Below are 20922 nucleotides of genomic sequence, written 5' to 3'. Positions count from 1 at the left end.
CACGTCAAAAAAGCGTGTTGGAAGTGTTAGGTATTTTGTCAAGAATAAAATATAGCTGATTTGTCAAAACCGAAATAAAGTCAAATATTATCATTCAACTACTTTGATCGTTTTTGATAAGTTAACACTAAACTTCTATCTTTAATTTATATATAATGTTGGCTCAATAACTTAGATTGTAGATATCAATTTCGGAGCCTTTCATGCAGCAGTTTCGTCCTATCCGTCGTGCTTTACTTAGTGTGTCCGACAAAACCGGTATTTTAGAATTTGCAAAAGCCTTATCAGAACGTAATGTGGAACTCCTTTCGACTGGGGGGACAGCAAAATTATTAATGGAAAACCAAATACCTGTTATTGAAGTATCAAATTACACTGGTTTTCCTGAAATGATGAACGGGCGAGTTAAAACTTTACATCCTAAAATTCATGGGGCAATTTTAGGGCGACGGGGTATTGATGATGATATTATGCAACAACACCAAATTGCACCGATTGATATGGTTGTTGTTAATCTTTACCCCTTCGCACAGACTGTCGCTAAACCAGATTGTACGTTAGATGATGCGGTTGAAAACATTGACATTGGTGGCCCGACAATGGTTCGATCTGCGGCCAAAAATCATAAAGATGTTGCCATTGTAGTTGATTGTGGTGATTATGAAAATATCATCAATATGATGGATAGTAACCAAAACTCCCTTTCATTTAAATATCGTTTTAACCTTGCAATTAAAGCCTTTGAACATACGGCCAAATATGATGGTATGATAGCCAACTATTTTGGGCAATTAGTGCCACCTTACATGGGTGAAACCAATCAACCATCGGGCGAGTTTCCTCGAACTTTAAATCTACAATTCATTAAAAAACAGAATATGCGTTACGGTGAAAACGCACATCAGCAAGCGGCTTTTTATGTTGAGCAAGATATCAAAGAAGCCTCGATTGCAACAGCAAACCAATTGCAAGGTAAATCCCTTTCTTATAACAATATTGCTGATACAGACGCTGCGCTTGAATGTGTAAAATCATTTGATGAGCCAGCATGTGTGATTGTAAAACATGCTAATCCTTGTGGTGTAGCGGTTAGTGATAATATTTTACATGCTTATGAAAAAGCCTTTAAAACTGATCCAACTTCAGCTTTTGGTGGCATTATAGCCTTTAATCGACAGCTTGATGTAGATACCGCAAAAGCCATTGTTGATAAACAATTTGTAGAAGTAATTATTGCCCCATCAGTTAGCCAAGAAGCTTTAGCCATTACTCAAGCTAAAAAAAATGTGCGTGTACTTGAATGTGGTGAGTGGTCAACATCAGCATCAGTAAGTTTAGATTTTAAACGTGTCAATGGCGGTTTATTAGTGCAAGATCGCGATCTAGGTATGATATCGCCAAATGAATTAACTGTAGTAACCAAACGTAACCCCACTGCTCAAGAGCTTTCAGATGCGCTATTTTGTTGGAAAGTGGCAAAATTTGTTAAGTCAAATGCCATTGTCTATGCAAAAGATAATATGACAATTGGTATTGGAGCAGGGCAGATGAGTCGTGTTTACTCTGCTAAGATAGCGGGAATTAAAGCTAAAGATGAAAATTTAAACGTTGCTGGATCAGTTGTTGCTTCAGATGCGTTTTTCCCATTTAGAGATGGCGTCGATGCCGCTGCAGCCGCAGGTGTGACTTGTGTGATTCAACCTGGTGGCTCGATTCGAGATGATGAAGTGATCCAAGCCGCAAATGAGCACAATATCGCGATGATCTTTACTAAAATGCGTCATTTTAGGCATTAATTGTGTGATCACTTTGTTAGTTTTTAAAAAGAGTTATCTATATATATCTTTATATTATGAAAGGCATCTTAAAAGGATCTTTTATGAAAGTATTAGTAATTGGTAATGGTGGGCGTGAACATGCGCTTGCTTGGAAAGTAGCACAATCTCCATTGGTTTCTAAAGTTTTTGTTGCCCCCGGCAATGCTGGTACTGCACTGGAACCAAGTTTAGAAAATATTAATATCAAAGTCACCGATGTGAGTGGACTGCTTAATTTTGCCCAGCAACAGCAAGTGGATTTGACCATTGTTGGTCCTGAAGCACCACTGGTTATTGGCATTGTTGATAGCTTCCAAAAAGCAGGATTGAAAATCTTCGGTCCAACAAAATCGGCCGCTCAACTTGAAGGCTCAAAAGCTTTTACTAAAGATTTTTTAGCACGTCATAAAATTCCAACAGCTGAATATCAAAACTTTACTGAAGTGGAACCAGCAATTGCTTATATCCGTGAAAAGGGCGCACCGATCGTGATTAAAGCCGATGGACTTGCGGCTGGTAAAGGCGTTATTGTTGCCATGACACTAAAAGAGGCCGAAGACGCCGTTCGTGACATGTTAGCTGGAAATGCCTTTGGTGATGCAGGTCACCGAGTAGTGATTGAAGAGTTTCTCGAGGGTGAAGAAGCTAGCTTTATTGTCATGGTAGATGGCAAAAATGTCGAGCCAATGGCAACTAGCCAAGATCATAAACGTGTTGGCGATGGCGATACAGGTTTAAACACGGGTGGCATGGGCGCGTATTCGCCAGCTCCTGTTGTAACTGATGCGGTTTTTGCAAAGGTAATGGATGAAATCATTTATCCAACGGTCAATGGTATGGCGCAAGAAGGCAACGTCTATGTCGGCTTTTTATATGCTGGCTTAATGATTGACAAAAACGGCAATCCCAAAGTTATTGAATTCAACTGCCGATTTGGCGATCCTGAAACACAGCCGATAATGATGCGAATGCAATCAGATTTGGTCAAACTTTGCTTAGCGGCGGTAGAAGGCAAATTAGATACGGTCAAATCAAAATGGGATCCAAGATCCGCATTAGGTGTAGTGCTAGCTGCAGGCGGTTACCCGGGTGAATATCATACCCAAGATATAATTCTTGGACTACCGGCAGAATCAACCGAAGATTGCAAAATTTTCCATGCAGGTACTAGTTTAGAAAAAGGGCGAGTCTACACCAATGGGGGACGAGTATTATGTGTAACTACACTTGGCAACACAGTACTTGAAGCTCAACAACGTGCTTATCAGCAAGCCAAAGACATCTATTGGCATGGTTGTTTTTATCGCCATGATATTGGCTACCGTGCAATTGAGCGGGAAAAAAATAAATAACCGTTTATGAAAAATTGATTTATTAAAAAACAATAAATAAAAAGTTCAATAAAATCAATGCTCTACCTGAATATTTTTGCCTTGGGTAGAGTGTTTGATAGCGCTAAGTGCTTTATCATTTTGATATAAAATAGCCTAAATCGGATAATGTTACCGTTGCGGTTTGTTACTCTCAAAGCTCAAAATATCAGAAATCTTGCTAAGTTTTTAAATAAAAAATGTATCCTAAAAGCTGTCATAAAGCCAAAACAATAACATTTATTCTTGACAAAAATTAACCAAAATTTATCTAAAAACTAGCAAAAATTTATATAAACGTCTATAATTTCACCAATTTAAAATTAGTTAATTTAATTATAAGGTTAATATAGAAACCAATAAACTTAATCGACAGGTGGAACGTAATGCAGTATCATTTTAGACACAAGCAGAGGCAAGCCAATGTCTTAAATTTATTAAATCACCATGCTAGATGTGGTGTTACACAAATCTTGTTTATCTTATCAAAGTTATCTTTAAAATTTTTATCGAAATCACTTGCTAAATTTCCGTTGTCATTGACACTACTACTATTATTGCCGTATTCATTGGAATCTCAGGCATTATCGGCCACGACTTCTAAACTCATTCATGGTACTGCACCTTATTTAACTTTTGATGGTGGTACTACCAAAGTGACTACAACAGATGACTTATTAAGTATTAGGTTATCGGATGGTCGAACATTCACACCGCAAAACAATTCTTCATCATCAACAAATCCCATTGAGCTACCCGCATCAGGTCAAAGTTTTGAAAATATTGACATGATAGTACCGACATCAACCAATTCTGTGAACCTTAGCGATTTAGTCGCACAGGGTAATTGGGGTGATGATGATGGTGATGGCCAAGATGGCGGGGTAATGGCAGAAGGAAGTATAACGCTTAGTATCACAGATAAAAATAACCAAACGGTTAGTCGTAATGAAGTATTAACGATAAGTAATGCACCTTATAAAGTAAAATTAAGTAGTACAGGGGGATCTTTAAGCACACAATACGGGGAACCAAAAGCTAATACCTTCACAGAAGGTAGTGAAACATATTACATCAAACCAAAGGTTACAGTAGGTGTCAATTTCGTAAGGCCGAATTTGCAATTAGGAACAGACATTTTCGCAGGTCCAGCTTACGAATGGAACCCTGATAAGGGATTTCTAGTTCAATCAACCAATTCAGTATCATACGCGTTAAATTTTCCGACTACGGGTGCTGATGGTTTATATTTTGATTTAGATATAGTTGGAGTAGATGCAAGTCAGTTGACTTGGGAGCCAGTCACGCATGAAGGAATAACCGCTACGGTGACAAGGACAACCGCTAGCGATAGTTGGATTCCTAATGGTTCAGAAACAGTAACGCGTGTTACTCTAACGGGTCCAGAGGCTAAAGCACAATGGGATAGTGCTAATCCAGATCCAATTACAATCCCAAATTTACCGAAAGAATTTGAATTAAAAGGCAAGGATAGCAGTGGTAATGTGGTGGTAAAATATGGATTTGTTTTGCAAAAGTGGTTTGTCAATGGAGGAACTAGATTTGATATCTATCCTAATAGCGTATCTTGGTGTAGTAGTTTAGGTTATCGAATTCCACAAATAAGGGATCTTACTAATACATACAGTTCTGCTTGGGGAAATGATTGGCAAGGAGCTGTACCGCCATCCTCTAATAATGGTTCTTACCAAAGACGAATAGGGGCTGGATTAGCCACAGAGTGGGGTAACATGATGTATTATACTAATACAGGTTTTGAATACAGCATGTACAACTGGACTAGTGATAGTATGGGAGGAACAGGCTACTATATGTACACAGTGGGTTTGTCGAATGGTATTGTTTACTACTCTACAAGCTTATCTTCTATTGTTTGTGTTACTCCTTAGTTTTTGCACTTAAACTTAAACTGAGGACACTCAACCAAAGAACAAAGTCCTGTGTAAAGCTAGACGACACGCCAATAGGTTTTAAAAGCTTGCGCTTTTTCTAATAAATAGCAAAAGCGCTTTGCAAAAATAAAAAACAAAAGTTAACTTAACAAACGAAAGATAATCTATAACTATTTAATTTTATTAAAAGATAAAAATTAAATAAAATAAATAGTCTACCTGAGTTTTTTTTATAAGGTCATCTTAATAAATATTTTCAATGATTTTCTTAAAGACTTAATTTTTTTCTATTAATTATCAAAGTTTTTGGATCACTATAGGTAATTTATGTATTGTATATAGTGAGCAATTACTTTATCGTCATCATTTTACTAATTCAAACTAATAATAGAAACTAAAGTTTAATTTCTTTATTTGCCAATGAAATAAAACACAATAGCGAAGCAAATGTCAGAATGGTTACAGTGCCCCATACCGTTCGCCATCCGTAGCTATGGGCGATATCAGCAATGATAATAGGAGTTAGAAACGAAGTGATAAATACAGTAGTGCCAATCATACCCAAGGCTGTTCCCGCACGTTCAATGCCCGCTTTCACTGCTACCTCGGTATAAGCAATACCGTGCCACGCATGGCCAAATAACCCCGTTAACACAATAAATATAATGCCGATATATGTATTACTCACCATTAAACAAAGCATTAAAGATGCCATTCCACCAAGTATGGCGTAATATTTTAATAAGGCAATACGATTCTTTTTTTTGTCTGTATAGTAACCTGACCAGATCCTGAGCAGCCCACCACCAATCTGAACACCAATAAGAATAATAGCTATTGATGTTAAATCTATATGTAGGTTATCACGCATATAGATGCTACCAAATGTGAGTACTGCCATTTGAGGTACCGTTAGAAAACCCGCAGCCATAACGACCCTCCAAACTGCCCCAGTTTTTAGTGGGGAGGGGATAGTGAGGGTTGATTTTGGTGTATATTTTGATTCACTCTGTTTAGTGTTGATAAACAATATAACTACAAGACCAACGCTAAAGCCTGTGGTAGCTAATACAATAAACATCAGTTCAAATCCATATGAATAGGATAACCAAGGCAGTAGTCCAGTTCCAATCGCACCGCCAACTGGGATTGCGGTTTGACGAACACTCATAGCAAATCCACGTTCACTATCATCAAACCATGACATCACAGTTCTGCCAGATGATGAGTTAATACTACCGCTGAAAGCTCCTGTTACAACTAGGGCTGCTCCCAAGTGTAAATATTTAACACCACCACCAAGTGAAGCTTCTGGCGTGAGTGATATGGCGATTAAGGCATACATTATAGCTGATGACCATAACCCAAGAATCAAAACCTTCTTGTCACCTAATTTATCTGTCAAGATCCCCCAAATTATCTCTGAAACTGCAACACCTAACCCCATTGCTCCTAAAACGAAACCAAGTTCGTATAATGAAAAATGATAAGCATCTCGCATTAAAATTCCAGTAATGGGTATGCCAGCAAAACCCATCGCAAATGTTGCTTGTGCCAGAACACCAATTCCAAGCACAAACCAACGATAATTATTTTTTTTATCCATTTAATTTTTCCTTACTTAATTGCATACCAATTGGTATGTTTTGATTTATAGTATTCTATTTATTTGTATAAGTAAAATTAAATAAATTTCATTAAATTATTTGCATTTATTAATTATTTTGATTTTAATTAGTATATAGGGTGTTTTTGTGTTACCGTACTAATTGGTATGTTTTATTAATGTAATTGGAGGTAATAATGACTAATGTAGCAATTAATGGTTTTGGTCGTATTGGGCGTAGTTTTGTCCGTGCATTGCAGGATTGTTCTCATGACATCAAAATAGTTGCGATCAATGATCTGGGTTTAATTGATCAACTCGCTCATCTTTTAAAATATGACACAACTTTTGGACGTTTTGCTAAAAGTATTGATGTAAAAAAAGGTTGCTTAATTATTGACGAACAAGAGATTGCGATATATCAAGAACGTGATCCTGAGGCTATCCCATGGGCTAAACATCAAGTTGATGTGGTATTAGAATCAACAGGTGTATTTAATGATGGCACAAGAGCACAGTCTCATATTAAAGCTGGAGCTAAAAAAGTGCTCATTTCTGCTCCAGCAAAAAATGTCGATTTAACTATTGTTCAGGGGGTGAATGAGCACTTGTATAACAAAGATGAACACCACATTATTTCTAATGCTTCATGTACAACAAATTGTTTAGCCCCTTTAGTTAAGGTGTTACATGAGAATTTTGGAATTAAATCAGGCTTTATGACAACCATTCATGCTTATACGCAGGATCAAAATCTTCAGGACGCACCGCATCGGGATATGAGGCGAGCACGAAGTGCAGCGCAAAATATTGTTCCAACTTCAACTGGTGCTGCGCAGTCAATTGGACTTGTTTTTCCTGAATTAAAAGGCAAATTAGATGGTGGTTCGGTGCGTGTTCCTGTCATTACTGGATCCATGATAGATCTTACATTAAATCTAGAGAAAGAAGTGACAGTACAATTAGTAAATGATACTATCAAAAAAGCTGTAAACTTGAAAAAAATGGATGGTATTCTTGCCTATACAGAAGATGAAATTGTTTCTTCTGATATTATTGGCAATCCAGCTTCCTCTATTTTTGATTCTAAGCTAACTAAAGTAATGGATGGAACTTTACTCAAAGTTGTCAGTTGGTACGACAATGAATGGGGTTTTTCAAATCGTTTGGTGGATACCATTTTACAAATTAAATAATTAGTTAATTAAACATACCGTCAATTGATGGTGTGTTGAGTTATAGCAATATGAATAACGAACAAAAAACTAAACAAAATTCCAGAGAAAAGCTCATTATTGCTATGGCTGATCTCTTATTAGAAAAAGGTCTAGCAAATACTAGCCCTAAAGATATTTTAAAGCGGTCAGGTGTTGGACAAGGTAGTCTTTACCACCATTTCAACGGTAAAGAAGATTTGGCTTTATATGCTATAACTTATAATGTAGAACAGTTAATAAGCATAAATGCTTCAGTACTAAATACTGATACAAATGCTTATAATAAACTGTCAAATTTGCTATTAAAACCTCGTAATATACAACGAGGCTGTTTAGTTGGTCAAATGGCACGAGATAGGTCTATTATGACAAATCCTCATTTAGCGGCAGAAGTTACACGCGGATTTTTGACAATGAAACAAACGTTAGAAAATCTTATAAGAATGGGAATTTCTGATGGAAGTATTTCTAATATTCTTGCACCGTTAGAAGCAGTAACACTGATCATATCTACTTTGCAAGGCGCTTATATTTCAGCAAAAGGATTGCAAGATGAATCCTATTTTCACCTAACAATCAATTCACTATTGAAAATATTTACGCCAAAATCATAGTTTATTTTTGTTTAATTTGTGTTGAATTACAAACAATAAAACAATCAAACCGTCATTTATAGCTCAATAAAGTAGCTCATTTTTCTTTATTGTTTTTTCTATTTCACAATGGACATAAACCAATCCTCCATTTTTGGATTTTGATGCGAGAAGAAAAAACTATGCCAGTATCTAAAGTAGTAATGAGCTTTATCTCTTGTTCTGAAAGGGCAAAGTTCAAAAGGCGATCTGGGTAAAATTGCTAACGCCGATGGCTTTAGCCTTGCCTTTTTCGTAAGCTTCTTCCATTAATCGGTAAGCATAATAGTAGTCATTAAATGGCTGGTGAATTAATAATAAATCAATATAATCTGTTTTTAATTTGCGTAATGATTCTTCTATTGATTGCTTGGCTTTGTAGTTAGCGTTGGTGATCCATATTTTTGTGGTAATAATAGTTCTTGGCGGGGAATGCCACATTTTGTATGGCATTGCCAACCTGACGTATTTTAAAAATTAAGACCTGTTTTAGATGGACGGTAAATCCATCTAACATTCATTATTTAGCCAAATTTAAAATATTAGCAATGACCTGCTTGCTATAAATGTCACTAATAGCAAAAAAGGGGCGTCTTGTGCCCCCTTTTATAATATTTTTATATAAAATTTATAGTCGATTTCTATCAATTCCTCAACGTATAATAGGTAACAAATTAATGCTTGTTGAGAACTTCTAAAAAAGGCATGACACTGCTGTTTGGCATAAAAACTCGATCATTATTCTTTTCTTTGTCAAGGATAGCTGGATCAATCTCATAACCTAACAGATTAGAAAGAATATATTTATTCATAAGCCCACTTAAATAACCATCTGGTCCTCGAAATGATTCAATAAATTGACAATTATATCGTTGATTGGTTGATATAAACATAAAAGGGATTAGGAACTGGTCAACGTTGTCACCTATACCATGCCCAACATTCACAATTTCGCCATGATCCGAGGTATAAATAACGGTATAGTTGTTACTATATTTATTAATAACATCATATAATGCTTTGATTGCACGGTCGGTGTGATGAATAGTTAAATCATATTCTTCGGCATCAGGTAAAGCCAACTTATCAACTTCATCATAACCTTTTGTATAGGGTTGATGGCTACCGCGCAAATGCACAAAAATAAATTTTTTTGGAGAATTATCTTTTTGTAGAGTGTCTTCTAATAATTGACTTAAATTAATATCCAAAAGATCTTCACTAAAAGTGATAACATCGCTTTTACGCGCAATAAAACCAAATTTGCTATTAAATGTACCTTGAATTGCTTGCGCAGCCGATGCTAACCAATAGGTTTTGTAATGATTGAACTTAGCCATCTCAATAATCGATTTATTATCGAACAAATTATCATTACTTTCGGGCACATTGAATGAAAGTGTCATTGGTATAGAATCCCTGGTTAAAGCGGCTGCTGAGTGGCTATTTGGGATAATACATCCGCCATTTTGACTAAAAATATTGGTCATAAAAGGCGTAGTTTGTTGATGATAACCATAAGCGCTATAGCGGGAAACTAAAGAAGATTCGCCCATAATAAATACGATCAAGTCGTTATCAGGCTTATTAGGAGGTAAAATCACAGCTTGATTAAATTTCTCAATTTCATTGGTATTTGAATAGATATCTGTTGATACATAACTAGCCAAAAGATAGGATAAATCGCCTAGCACAGCAGGAAATATTGCACGAATTACACTAATACTACTTTTAAGGTGACCATTTTTAATGTCAGTTTTTAGTGATGATTTAGTTATTAAGAATAAACTAACAATGAATATTATAAGTATATATAAAGATAGGGGGACAAAAAGTTTAAATCTAACGGAAATTAGTTTTTTAAGAATAAATAAAATAAGAAAGGTTGTAATAAATGCTGGACCTATTATGAGCAAAGCCTGTTTAGTCATTGACATTACTTCGTGAGAATTAGTCTCAATAATAGAATCAAGTACTCCTTCTGATATCATTTCTCCATAAAAAATGAAATAACTAATTTCAGATAAAAAAAGAAATAAAAATAAAGAGCCAAAGGCAACAATGGGTTTATGACGACTATTAATGCTTTTATGTATTAACATAATAAAACATAAAGTTGTTATCAAATTTAAATAAAATAAAGGATTTTCTAAAAAAAATCCATCCCGCTGTGCACTAGACTTATTAAGGTAAATAAAAGCAAAAATAGCACTAATAAAAGTATAAATTAACAGTAAAATTAAACGGGAACTTTTTGCTATTCCATATGATTTCATAATATATTTTAGTTATCTTATCGTTATTTTGTAAAAATTATAATAATCAATTATATTTTTTCAATTAAATTTTATTAAATAGAGTGCATTATCATATTTCTTAAAAAAAATACATGTATCTTAAAAATAAAAGTAATCATATTTATACTACAGGTGAATATTTTCACGATAATTATGGATGAATTATTAAAATACAATTTTCGATTGATAGCTAGCCATTTTGTTTTTTATAGTGTAAGATATGTGCACTTCTTGTTAAGGAAGTATAAAATTTTAGTAATAATATTAAAAAATATTTAAAAGGAGAAAATAATGATGTATTTATCTGCAATTCGTGCTCAAGCAAGAAATTTTTTAGGTAAATTTGTTAAAAATGAGCAAGGCGTAACAGCAATTGAATATGCAATTGTTGCAGCTGGTGTTGCTACTGTTGTATTCGTTGTCTTTAAAGGTGATGGTCCAGTAGCGACAATGTTAAGTGAGGTTTTTGACTCTTTAAAAGAGAAAGTAACTGGTACAATTAATGCTACACAGACACCTACTGCTCCTTAATTTAATTTGAAGATAATGTATTATTATCTTTGTTGAGTTAAAGTTACTAGCACTAGCTAAGGTGCTAGTAGCTTTTTCGTAGTGTAAAAATAATATAATATAATGAATATTATGGACAATGAAGAATCTAGGTTTTCTGCTGAATGGGGTAGAGTTCGTGATTTGGTTTTTCAAGTTCTTGATCTTGATTTAATTGAACAATTAAAGAACGAACCTAATCGAGTTTTGCGTGAAATTCAAACAATAATTAGAGATATTATTAACTCTGGCAATGCTTATATTACTGCCGACGAATCGGGTGTATTGGCAGGTATGATTTGCGATGAAATTATTGGTTATGGTCCAATTGACTCATTAATGAAAGATGAAACGGTTAATGATATTTTAGTCAACGGCCCTTATAGTATTTATGTTGAACGGGGCGGGGTCCTTGCCAAAACGGATAAGTTTTTTATAAATGAACGTCAACTACTTGATATCGCAAGACGTTTAGTCAATAAAGTTGGTAAAAATATTGATGAGGCGCATCCTTTAGTCGATTCAAGAATGCCCGATGGTAGTCGTCTCAATGTTGTTATTCCTCCTGTTGCCATTGATGGAACATCGATGTCAATTCGTAAATTTGGTACTGGTCGCCGAACATTTCATGACTTGATCAACTATGGTTCACTAAATGAAGACATGGCTAACTTTTTAGTTATTGCAGCTCGATGCCGAATGAATATTATTGTTTCGGGTGGGACAGGTTCTGGTAAAACAACAATGCTTAATGCACTGTCTGGATTTATTGGTGAACATGAACGAACTATTACACTTGAAGATGCCGCTGAGTTAAAGTTGCAGCAAGATCATGTGCTTAGACTGGAAACCAAATCAGGTGGTGAGGATGGTCGTGGAAGAGTAACTATGCAAAATCTCTTAGTTAATGCACTGCGTATGCGACCAGATCGAATTATTTTAGGGGAGTGCCGTGGTGAGGAAGCTTTTGAAATGCTTCAAGCTATGAATACTGGTCACAATGGTTCAATGTCGACGTTACACGCTAATACTGCTAAAGATGCTTTATCTCGATTAGAAAGTATGATCATTATGGCTCAACCTGAATTACCTATTGTTGCAATTAGACATTATATTGCTTCTTCCGTTAACTATATTATTCAGGCTTCACGCCTTCCAGATGGACAACGTAAAGTAATGAGTATTACTGAAGTTATGGGATTAGAATCTGAAAATATTATTACTCATGATGTTTTTAAGTTTAAAATTCATGACGAAAGGGATGAAAATGGTAAAATTCAAGGTGAATTTGTCTGTAATGGATTAGTCAGGCGATCTGCACTTTATGATAGTGCTCAATATTATGAAATGTCAGATGTGTTAGAAAAACTAATGTTAAACGCAGTAGGTTTAAAAGCATGATTTTACTTCTTTCACTTGTGCTCATTTTTGTTGCTGTTATAAATATTTTTACATTACATCGTCGTAGTGGGCGATTACAAGTATTTTATAATGTCGAGGCCAAAAAAATTTCTTTATCAAGTTTGGTTGAAAGAGAATTATCTCAAAGACAACAATCCTTTTGGGAACGCACTAATTTTAATATTAAAATGATGATTAAATCTTATTATAATTTACTTGTAATAGGGCAATCAAAAAGTCGGTTGTTTGTTTATATTTTTGTAGGTGCAGTTGCGGGTATCATATTGAATGAAAAGTATATTAACTATAATAGCTATATTGCTGCTTTAGTTAGTATTATTACCACGATTGTTGTAATTCTTTTTATAAAAAAGAAAAAGTTGAAAAAAGAATTTTACGATACATTTCCTGAAGCATTAAACACCATTACAGGTGTTGTATCATCTGGTGGTGCAATAACAACGAGTTTTAAAACGTGTGGAAATTCTATTGATGGAATTGTTGGCAAAGTAATGAAAGATGTGGATAGCCGAATTGAAATTGGTGAAAATATTGAGGATGTCTTAATAAGATCTTATTTAAGACTTCCATTTCCAGAATATTATTTTTTTATTTTGACAGTAATGGTTAATCTAGATAGTGGTGGAGAATTAAAAGAAGTTCTTAGTCGGTTAACAAAAATGTTAATAAACAATCGAATTTTAACTAAAACCAGAGACGGTAAAACAGCCGAATTAAGAATGACTATGAAAATATTAGGTTGTATGCCTTTTGCTTTTATTTTTATTCTTAAACTTGCTTCACCAGCAAATTATGAACAATTGGTTGGTACAACGGTTGGTCATTATGTTTTATATTATATATTCGGTAGTGTGGCTATTGGACTTTCCGTTATAAGAGGAATGGTTAGCAAGGTCATTTAAATTATGATGAATTTACTAAATATATTAATTCCCATTATTTTAATTTTTATAGGCAGTAGAGAATTAGTCTGTTTATATTTGTTGCATCAAAGAAAAGAAAAACTTAATTTATTATTAAATAATGAGAATGAAGAAAAGAGAGCACCTAAAAAGCATATTAATCAAAGAAACCTTGCTTTTGAGAGACTAGCTGCAAAAAATAGTATAAGCTTAACTTTTTTGCGTCGCTTTCAAGAAAAAAATAGTTGGAAGATTTACGCCATCATTATCGGATTTTCGTTTTTTTATCTTGCAAATCAAATATTTTCTTTTATTGAACTTAGTTCAAATATATTACTAATTGTATTATTCCTTATTATTATTATAGTCATTATTCTGCCTGATAGATTAGTAAAAAAACAGACAGAAAAAAGAATTAAGAGAATTTCACAAGATTTACCATTGATCATTGATATGATGGCAATTATGGTGAAATCAGGTATGACAGTCGAAAATGGTTTTAGATATTTAAGCACGAAAGTAAAACCAATTAATAGAGATGTGGCAACTATTTTAGAAAGAGCTTGTTTAATGATGGATGTTAACGGTATTGAACTTTCCATCGATTTAATTCAGCGTGAGGTGCCTTGTAAAGAAGTCAGAATGTTTTGTATTACTTTAAAAAGAAGTATTAGTTATGGTAATTCGATTTATGACGCTTTATTAGAATTATCAGCTGAAATCAGAGAAGTACAAAAATTAACAATAGAAGAAAGAATTGCTGCTATTGCAGCTAAAATGACAATGCCGATGATGGTATTCTTTTTAGTTCCAGTTCTTGTTGTTGTTGTTGCGCCAGTTATTATGAATATTATATCGACATTAAGTCAGATGAATAATTAGGGATCTAGAGATAATGAATGATTTTTTAAAATACTGTAAACCAAAAATGTTAATAAATCCGAAATTTATTGCGGTGTGTTCAATATTGTTTGTTGCTACTGGATGTCAAAATAGTACTTTAAGATACGATTTAAATGAGCAACAAAAAATTTACATTCATGAAACCACAAAAAATTACGGTGGTTTAATTGAGCTTTATAAACAACGTTTGCAAAAATCTGATACTGAAGATACAAGATATAAACTAGCCCAAGTCTATTACTTATCTAATGACTATGATGCTGCAAAAAGAACATTAACCCCTGTTTTAAATAAAAGCAGAAATGATAATCTTTTTGTTTTGTATGGTCATGTTGAATCAAAAATGAGGAATAATGACACTGCATTAGAATATTTAGACAAAGCAATCACGATTAATCCTAAAAACGGTGAAGCATATAATGTAAAAGGTATAGTTTTGTTGAAAAAGAAACAATATGATGCTGCACGATATTCGTTCAATCTAGCTAGAGAAAACTTTTATGATGAGAACAAAGTCACAAATAATCTAGCTATGCTATCAATTTTGAATCAAGATTATAATGAGGCTTATAAGCACTTAAATATTTTATATACAAAAGGATATCGTGACCAAACCATTCTTCATAACTTGCTTTACACGTTGGTTAAGTTAAATAAAATTCAATTAGCTAAGTCATTTTGCTTAGGGCATAGGTTATCTAATGAGCCAGAAATATTAATTCAAGAACTAAAACAGATCGAGCCAATTAAAGCGATTAAATTTAATGAAATTGTGCCAGCGCAAAGTGATAATCAAAAGCAGTATACAATTGAAAAAGCGGCATCACAAAAGCTAAATAAAACGGACAAAAAAGTTGTTAAGCCTGAAAAAGTAACTAATTCACAAACAACTGATAAGTCGGAAGTTAGTACTAAATTATCGAGTGTGGCTAAATTAGATTCAGAAACTGAATCCAAAGCAGCTTCTCAAGCTACTGCAACTAATTCAGCAGTTATAAATAAAACAGATTCTAAACAAAATAATCAAGTCAATCGGGCGACGACTAAATCGACTATTTTAGCTGTTCGATCTGGTGAACATCGAAAATTTAGCCGAATAACTTTTGAAACAGTTAGTCCATTAAATAAAAATCAATACGTAATTGAAAAAATTTCACCAACAGAGTTCAAATTATCGTTATATGACGTAACCCTTCCTAGCAAAGGAATAAATTATATCATTAACCAAATTTCTCGTAGTGACCGTGATTTTGCCAATGTTACAGGAACTTTAACTGCCGAAAAAACATTAGTTTTACAAATAAAAACAAAACAAGACTCAATAGTGAAGGATTTCGATGCAGGTCCTAATTCTAACGGTAAAGCTCATTGCTTTGCATTTGATTTTTATTTAGAGAATAAATAAGTGCAAAAAAATAATAATAACAATAGATATAAAATTTTAGGGAGTTTGCATGAAACAAAAAAAAATAATTATTCTATATATATTAATGTTAGTTGTAGGACTGGCATTACTATTTACCAAATCTTCGCCTGAGCCTGTTGCGGAGCCTATAGTTCAGCAACCAGTTCAAGTTAAAGAAGAGCCTAAAAAAGAAGAACCTAAAACAGAAATCATAACAGTAGCTGTTGCTAAACGTAGTATTAGTAAAAGCAATATTTTGACTAAGGATGACTATTATTTTAAATCGATTGAAGTCAAAATTGGGTCTAATGACAAATCCAAATATATAAGTGATGCAACAGAAATCGATTCTTATGTTGCTAAAAATAATATCGCAAAAGATGCATTTATAGAAAGTAGTTTTATTGCTTCACCTAATTCAGAGGAATATTTACTGTTAGCGATAAAAGAGGGGAATTATATGTTCCCATTCAAATTGGATCAAATTGACTCTTATTTAGTAAAAAATTTGAAGAGTGGTGATCTTGTTGATCTCTATATATTTTATAGTGATGATGAAATAACTAAGTCTAATACTAAAAATTATAAAGAGGATAGATTGGCTTCACCTAGTGATAATTTTGTTAAAAATCGCATAAAACCAATTATTGTTGGTAAAAAGATTCTTTATATTGATCTAGGATCTACAATAGATCAAAAATTTCAGAGAAAAGAGGTAGGTCAAGTCCAATTAGAGCTTTCAAATCAAGAAATTAAATTATTAAGAACACTAATGACAAATTCTACAGTTATGATGTATCCAAGTACTTATAAACAAAATGTTGATGATGGATTACGTTTGTTAAGTGATAAAGAAAAGAAATGGCCATTAACTGATAAAGCTATTTTTTCAAAGAAAAAACAGATTAATTTGCTAAAAGGGAATTAAGAATGCTAATAAAAGTTAAACCAATTATTAACAAAATAAAAAAGCTAGCTTGTTTATTATCAATTAGCTTCTCTCCGTTGGTTTTTGCTAATACTCACAATTTACAGATTGGGCAAAGTAAAACAATTGTTTTACCTGAGAATGTAGGTACGGTTTTTATTAGCCAAGACAGCGTAGCAAATTATGAAGTTGTTGATGGTAAATCGCTAATTATATATGGTAAGCAAAATGGTAGAACTAGCTTGCTTGTTTATGATGATGCAAATAATATTATCATTAATGATAATATCAATGTTGATCCACTCTTATCTCAAATTACACATAGGCTAGCGCAAAACTTTCCAAATAGTAGCGTAACAATAGATCGTTACGATAACGGTGACCCAAGTGGTAGATTTGTTTATGTACTAAATGGTACTACACCAGATACTACAACAAAAGGTAAAATTATGGCGCTTGTAGGTACACTCGTTGGACAAGATGCGGAGCGAATACGAAGTAAAGTATCTGATGAATTTGTTAGCCCAGATCTGACATTTCAAGATTACTATGTATATAACAATATTATTGATAATATTAGAGTAATTGAAGAGTATCAAGTTAATGTAAGATTGACTTTTGTTGAAGTTAGCAAAACTTTTACTGATTCATTGGGTATTGAGTGGCAAAGTTTAACATTAGATAGTATGGCCAAAGGTCAAGATTTTAAGATGAACAATATTGGTGAGTTTACTCTATTAGGTCTAAAAAAAGGATTCAATATTCATAACATTACTACGATGATTCGTGCTATAAAAAATGATCGCTTAGCTAAAATTTTAGCACAACCTAATTTATCTGTATTATCTGGCGAAAGTGCAGCGTTTCTTGTTGGTGGTGAGATTCCTATTGTGACTAAAGGTAAAGATGGTGATTCTGAAGTTACTTATAAAGAATATGGTATTAAATTGAATATCAGCACCAAAGTAAACAATGACAAACGCATTAGATTATTTATTAATAACGAAGTGAGTTCGGTAGCAGGTTCATATGCTTTTAATGACTATAATATACCGACTTTACAAACTCGAAAAACAAGTTCTACTATTGATTTATCTGATGGTGACAGCTTTGTTATTGCAGGATTAATTAGTGAACAGGACTCAGAAACATTATCTCGTATTCCTTTTGTCAGTGAAATTCCTATTTTAGGGGCATTGGCTCGTAGTACTACAACAGGCCGTGAAAAAACTGAAATGGTCGTATTTGCAACAGTTAATTTAGTTACACCTAATAATAGCTTTGATGGTGTAGAGTTACCAATTTTGGAGCGAACAGATGTAATAAATAATTTCTTTAATATTAAGAATAATATGAATAAACAACGCCGAAAAACAGTACCAATATCTAATGAAAGTGAAAAGTTTATTAACGATATGGGTTTTATTGAATAAAAGATTAGTGAGATTTTTATGCAATTATTTGGTAATAAAAAAGATAAAGATATATCAAAAGAACCATCACAAGAATTTGTAGTTGGACGCATTTCTACTTTTCAGGTCGCTATTTTAAGCAAACGAGCTGAATTGATTGAAAATATTCGTTCGGTGCTTTTCCTTTACAATGTATTAGGCATGGAGATCTTCTCATTAGAATTATCTGAATTAAAAGAAGCCCCACGTTGGAATAAATATGATGCTATTATTTTAGATATCAAAGATGAAGACAGTGCAGAGCTATTATCGGAAAATATCAATCGCTTTTTTCCAATTCAAGCATCAACAATACTTGTTGGTAGTCATGATTCAATCCAATTTTCTGAATTTTTGTTAAAAAAAGGAATTCATTTTTTATTAGAGAATAGCCAATTAGAGAAAATTCCTGATATCTTACACTCAAGGAGTATTACTCCACTAGGTTCTAGCCAAAGAGTCGGTAGCGTTATTACATTTTTAGGTTGTAAAGGTGGAATTGGCACATCATCATTAGCAGTTCATACACTAAAAAAAATCAGTTCGTTAACAAATTATCCACTCCTTTATATCCAAGGTGCAACTACAAGCCCTAATGCAGATTTTTTATTTGAAACACCAATTCCTCAAGATGGTTCAATTGTTGATATTGAAATGTCTTTACGAGTAAAAGTTGAACTTGCTGATAAGGCTTGGAAATATGATGATCTAAATTCAGGTCAATTCAATATTACTGTTATTGATCAAAATATGGGATTGCAATCTTCGTTTAAGCATTTTGATGAAATCATAAAGCTTTCAAACATTGTGTTTATTGTAATAAATAGAGATCCCTTTTCAATCAAAATTGCTAAGAGAATTTTGGAGGAAATTGCACGTATTAGTACACAAAATACGGATTTATTAAATAAACGTTTTTTGGTTTGTTTAAATGAGAACCTTCCTTATGATAAAAAAAATGCTTTGCAAAATGAGGATATTGAAGAATTCTTAGGTAGAAATATCGATTTTACACGCAAATTTATTCCAAAATTAGATAAATTTAAAAAAGCACATACTAGCAGTGAAATAAATGAAATGGCTGCGGCTATTATTGGTAATAAAAAAGTTAAAAAGAATAAACAAAAAATGTCTTTTTCAATATTAAAGAAAAAGAATGATTAATCGTTAATATAATAGAGTAGAGCAAATAATTATGTTTAAATATTGGAAATTATTCTTTCGTCAAAAAAATGCAAGTGTTTCGATAGAGTTTGCAATTGTTTTTCCTTATTTAATTGTTCTATTTTTATTTGTACTAGAATTTAGTCGAATTATGATTATTGGTTCGGCTTTAGATCTGGTGACTACAGAAATAACTAGAAAAACGGCGATTTCTCAAAATGCAAACTATAATCAACAGTTACAAGAATTGATTAATTCTGAAGTACCATTATGGCCCTATATAGCAGATCCACAAAAATTTGAAATAACTGTGAAATATTGTAGAAAAATTGATGAGGCAATTAATAATAATTGTCTAGATACTCCTGTTAGCGATGCTCCAATACTATTATTTGAATTGAAGTATGACTACAATGCTATATTCTCCAAGCTGTTTGGTCGTATACTTGACAGTTCTCTGGAAAAGAAGACTATTGTTTACCGTGAGTTTTATTAAAATAATTGATAATTAAAGGAATGAAGTAGCAAATGAGATATTCTGATAATTTTTTTCGTAATAGAGACGGTATAATTTCAATAGAGTTTGCAGCATGTTTTTGTTTGTTTTCACTTTTAGTATTTATTATCTATGATACTTACAGTAGCATCATGTTACAGAATAGATTAGAGCGGGCAAATTATACTGTAGCTTCTATTTTTCGTGAAAGATCAGCAATTTATCCAGTTACAAATGGCTCGACAGTTCAAGATGTCGCTGCATTATGTGCTGATCCTAACTCCTGTTTTAATTCTCATGAGTTATTTGATGATACTCAAGTGGAGGAACTCAGCCAGTTAGCAAGCTCATTACTAAATGGACGTAAAGTTACTTTAAGAGTTGATAGTTTATTTATATTTCAAGATGTTACTAACCCCAAAAGCTTGGCTCATGCGCAACTTGTTAATCTAAGCGCTAGTTCTTGCTCCTCTGGTGTATGTAATGATGGTGGTATTGGGGACTATTTTACTTCTTTACCTAGTATGACTGGTGATTTAGATAACTCACTTACTGACTATTCCAAACTTGTTCCGTATGTTGAACGAACTGCTGATCCCATAACAGGGTTAACAGGGCGTTGGATTCCCTTATATCGAGTTAGTATGTGTATAGTTAACGAAGAAAGCCTTTATTTAAAATGGTTTAATTCAAGCAGGAAAGCTACTGATACTTTACCAAATTTATGTAGCAATATTGTAGTGTTATCACGTTGTAATGATATTTCAAGCTCTGATGGAAATTGCCCAATTTATTATCGGTAATCAACACATTTTTGAGAGTATTATATGAGCCATAGCAATAATAGACA

The 20922-nt window shown here is 33.3% G+C and carries 18 protein-coding genes; 15 read left to right on the top strand and 3 right to left on the bottom strand.

Annotated elements, in window-relative coordinates:
- Window positions 1-203: 203 nt before the first annotated feature.
- From purH to ACGH6Q_RS05615, 3 genes are all read left to right on the top strand, one after another.
- Window positions 204-1796, top strand: coding sequence for a bifunctional phosphoribosylaminoimidazolecarboxamide formyltransferase/IMP cyclohydrolase (gene purH / locus ACGH6Q_RS05625; RefSeq protein ID WP_174799007.1), 1593 nt, complete (start codon window positions 204-206; stop codon window positions 1794-1796).
- Between the two features lie 83 nt (window positions 1797-1879).
- On the top strand, window positions 1880-3169 hold the full coding sequence (gene purD / locus ACGH6Q_RS05620) for a phosphoribosylamine--glycine ligase (protein WP_174799008.1): 1290 nt from the start codon (window positions 1880-1882) through the stop codon (window positions 3167-3169).
- A 404-nt stretch (window positions 3170-3573) separates the two neighbouring features.
- Window positions 3574-5097 (top strand): hypothetical protein, encoded by a 1524-nt coding sequence (locus tag ACGH6Q_RS05615; RefSeq protein WP_411592259.1) that lies wholly within the window; start codon window positions 3574-3576, stop codon window positions 5095-5097.
- Between the two features lie 397 nt (window positions 5098-5494).
- On the opposite strand, the gene ACGH6Q_RS05610 is transcribed toward ACGH6Q_RS05615, so the two are convergent.
- Window positions 5495-6706, bottom strand: a complete 1212-nt coding sequence (locus tag ACGH6Q_RS05610; protein ID WP_411592257.1) for an MFS transporter — start codon at window positions 6704-6706, stop codon at window positions 5495-5497.
- Window positions 6707-6900: 194 nt separating this feature from the next.
- Here ACGH6Q_RS05610 and gap point away from each other — a divergent pair, with 194 nt between their 5' ends.
- Both gap and ACGH6Q_RS05600 read left to right on the top strand, forming a co-directional pair.
- Complete coding sequence (gene gap, locus ACGH6Q_RS05605; RefSeq protein ID WP_411592273.1) at window positions 6901-7902, top strand: type I glyceraldehyde-3-phosphate dehydrogenase; 1002 nt, start codon at window positions 6901-6903, stop codon at window positions 7900-7902.
- Window positions 7903-7952: 50 nt separating this feature from the next.
- A complete protein-coding gene (locus tag ACGH6Q_RS05600; protein WP_085165965.1) occupies window positions 7953-8537 on the top strand; it encodes a TetR/AcrR family transcriptional regulator in 585 nt (194 codons plus the stop codon).
- A 216-nt stretch (window positions 8538-8753) separates the two neighbouring features.
- Here ACGH6Q_RS05600 and ACGH6Q_RS05595 read toward each other — a convergent pair whose 3' ends face one another.
- Both ACGH6Q_RS05595 and ACGH6Q_RS05590 read right to left on the bottom strand, forming a co-directional pair.
- Window positions 8754-9008: an aldo/keto reductase gene (locus ACGH6Q_RS05595; protein ID WP_218058637.1), complete on the bottom strand. Its 255-nt coding sequence runs from the start codon at window positions 9006-9008 to the stop codon at window positions 8754-8756.
- A 221-nt stretch (window positions 9009-9229) separates the two neighbouring features.
- On the bottom strand, window positions 9230-10657 hold the full coding sequence (locus ACGH6Q_RS05590; RefSeq protein WP_411592254.1) for a phosphoethanolamine transferase: 1428 nt from the start codon (window positions 10655-10657) through the stop codon (window positions 9230-9232).
- A 486-nt stretch (window positions 10658-11143) separates the two neighbouring features.
- Between ACGH6Q_RS05590 and ACGH6Q_RS05585 the strand changes: the two genes are divergently transcribed.
- The 10 genes from ACGH6Q_RS05585 (at window position 11144) to tadF (ending at window position 20875) form a co-directional block, all read left to right on the top strand.
- On the top strand, window positions 11144-11383 hold the full coding sequence (locus ACGH6Q_RS05585) for a Flp family type IVb pilin (protein ID WP_411592253.1): 240 nt from the start codon (window positions 11144-11146) through the stop codon (window positions 11381-11383).
- A gap of 111 nt (window positions 11384-11494) precedes the next feature.
- Window positions 11495-12802 (top strand): CpaF family protein, encoded by a 1308-nt coding sequence (locus tag ACGH6Q_RS05580; RefSeq protein WP_411592252.1) that lies wholly within the window; start codon window positions 11495-11497, stop codon window positions 12800-12802.
- Window positions 12799-13725: a type II secretion system F family protein gene (locus ACGH6Q_RS05575; RefSeq protein ID WP_411592250.1), complete on the top strand. Its 927-nt coding sequence runs from the start codon at window positions 12799-12801 to the stop codon at window positions 13723-13725. The genes ACGH6Q_RS05580 and ACGH6Q_RS05575 overlap by 4 nt, the downstream gene beginning before the upstream one ends.
- 3 nt (window positions 13726-13728) lie before the next feature.
- On the top strand, window positions 13729-14607 hold the full coding sequence (locus ACGH6Q_RS05570; RefSeq protein WP_085165969.1) for a type II secretion system F family protein: 879 nt from the start codon (window positions 13729-13731) through the stop codon (window positions 14605-14607).
- A gap of 13 nt (window positions 14608-14620) precedes the next feature.
- Entirely contained in the window at window positions 14621-16033 is a 1413-nt protein-coding gene (locus tag ACGH6Q_RS05565) for a tetratricopeptide repeat protein (protein ID WP_411592248.1), read from the top strand.
- Window positions 16034-16082: 49 nt separating this feature from the next.
- Window positions 16083-16961: a hypothetical protein gene (locus tag ACGH6Q_RS05560; RefSeq protein ID WP_411592247.1), complete on the top strand. Its 879-nt coding sequence runs from the start codon at window positions 16083-16085 to the stop codon at window positions 16959-16961.
- 2 nt (window positions 16962-16963) lie between these two features.
- The gene (locus ACGH6Q_RS05555) at window positions 16964-18394 is read left to right on the top strand and encodes a type II and III secretion system protein family protein (protein WP_411592245.1); all 1431 of its coding nucleotides are present in this window, start codon (window positions 16964-16966) and stop codon (window positions 18392-18394) included.
- An 18-nt stretch (window positions 18395-18412) separates the two neighbouring features.
- On the top strand, window positions 18413-19576 hold the full coding sequence (locus tag ACGH6Q_RS05550) for a hypothetical protein (RefSeq protein WP_411592243.1): 1164 nt from the start codon (window positions 18413-18415) through the stop codon (window positions 19574-19576).
- Between the two features lie 31 nt (window positions 19577-19607).
- Window positions 19608-20072: a TadE/TadG family type IV pilus assembly protein gene (locus ACGH6Q_RS05545; RefSeq protein ID WP_411592242.1), complete on the top strand. Its 465-nt coding sequence runs from the start codon at window positions 19608-19610 to the stop codon at window positions 20070-20072.
- Between the two features lie 32 nt (window positions 20073-20104).
- Window positions 20105-20875, top strand: coding sequence for a tight adherence pilus pseudopilin TadF (tadF, locus tag ACGH6Q_RS05540; protein WP_411592241.1), 771 nt, complete (start codon window positions 20105-20107; stop codon window positions 20873-20875).
- Window positions 20876-20922 lie beyond the last annotated feature (47 nt).

Origin of the sequence: Gilliamella sp. BG2 (assembly GCF_046635645.1) — a bacterium.
Taxonomy (GTDB): Bacteria; Pseudomonadota; Gammaproteobacteria; order Enterobacterales; family Orbaceae; genus Gilliamella; species Gilliamella bombi.
Note: the sequence above shows the minus strand (reverse complement) of the source record. Positions and strands in the feature narration are given on the sequence as shown.

Coding starts and splice junctions, on each gene's coding strand:
- purH (WP_174799007.1), top strand. CDS start 204: ATGCAGCAGTTTCGTCCTATCCGTCGTGCTTTACTTAGTGTGTCCGAC.
- purD (WP_174799008.1), top strand. CDS start 1,880: ATGAAAGTATTAGTAATTGGTAATGGTGGGCGTGAACATGCGCTTGCT.
- ACGH6Q_RS05615 (WP_411592259.1), top strand. CDS start 3,574: ATGCAGTATCATTTTAGACACAAGCAGAGGCAAGCCAATGTCTTAAAT.
- ACGH6Q_RS05610 (WP_411592257.1), bottom strand. CDS start 6,706: ATGGATAAAAAAAATAATTATCGTTGGTTTGTGCTTGGAATTGGTGTT.
- ACGH6Q_RS05600 (WP_085165965.1), top strand. CDS start 7,953: ATGAATAACGAACAAAAAACTAAACAAAATTCCAGAGAAAAGCTCATT.
- ACGH6Q_RS05595 (WP_218058637.1), bottom strand. CDS start 9,008: ATGCCATACAAAATGTGGCATTCCCCGCCAAGAACTATTATTACCACA.
- ACGH6Q_RS05590 (WP_411592254.1), bottom strand. CDS start 10,657: ATGTTAATACATAAAAGCATTAATAGTCGTCATAAACCCATTGTTGCC.
- ACGH6Q_RS05585 (WP_411592253.1), top strand. CDS start 11,144: ATGATGTATTTATCTGCAATTCGTGCTCAAGCAAGAAATTTTTTAGGT.
- ACGH6Q_RS05580 (WP_411592252.1), top strand. CDS start 11,495: ATGGACAATGAAGAATCTAGGTTTTCTGCTGAATGGGGTAGAGTTCGT.
- ACGH6Q_RS05575 (WP_411592250.1), top strand. CDS start 12,799: ATGATTTTACTTCTTTCACTTGTGCTCATTTTTGTTGCTGTTATAAAT.
- ACGH6Q_RS05570 (WP_085165969.1), top strand. CDS start 13,729: ATGATGAATTTACTAAATATATTAATTCCCATTATTTTAATTTTTATA.
- ACGH6Q_RS05565 (WP_411592248.1), top strand. CDS start 14,621: ATGAATGATTTTTTAAAATACTGTAAACCAAAAATGTTAATAAATCCG.
- ACGH6Q_RS05560 (WP_411592247.1), top strand. CDS start 16,083: ATGAAACAAAAAAAAATAATTATTCTATATATATTAATGTTAGTTGTA.
- ACGH6Q_RS05555 (WP_411592245.1), top strand. CDS start 16,964: ATGCTAATAAAAGTTAAACCAATTATTAACAAAATAAAAAAGCTAGCT.
- ACGH6Q_RS05550 (WP_411592243.1), top strand. CDS start 18,413: ATGCAATTATTTGGTAATAAAAAAGATAAAGATATATCAAAAGAACCA.
- ACGH6Q_RS05545 (WP_411592242.1), top strand. CDS start 19,608: ATGTTTAAATATTGGAAATTATTCTTTCGTCAAAAAAATGCAAGTGTT.
- tadF (WP_411592241.1), top strand. CDS start 20,105: ATGAGATATTCTGATAATTTTTTTCGTAATAGAGACGGTATAATTTCA.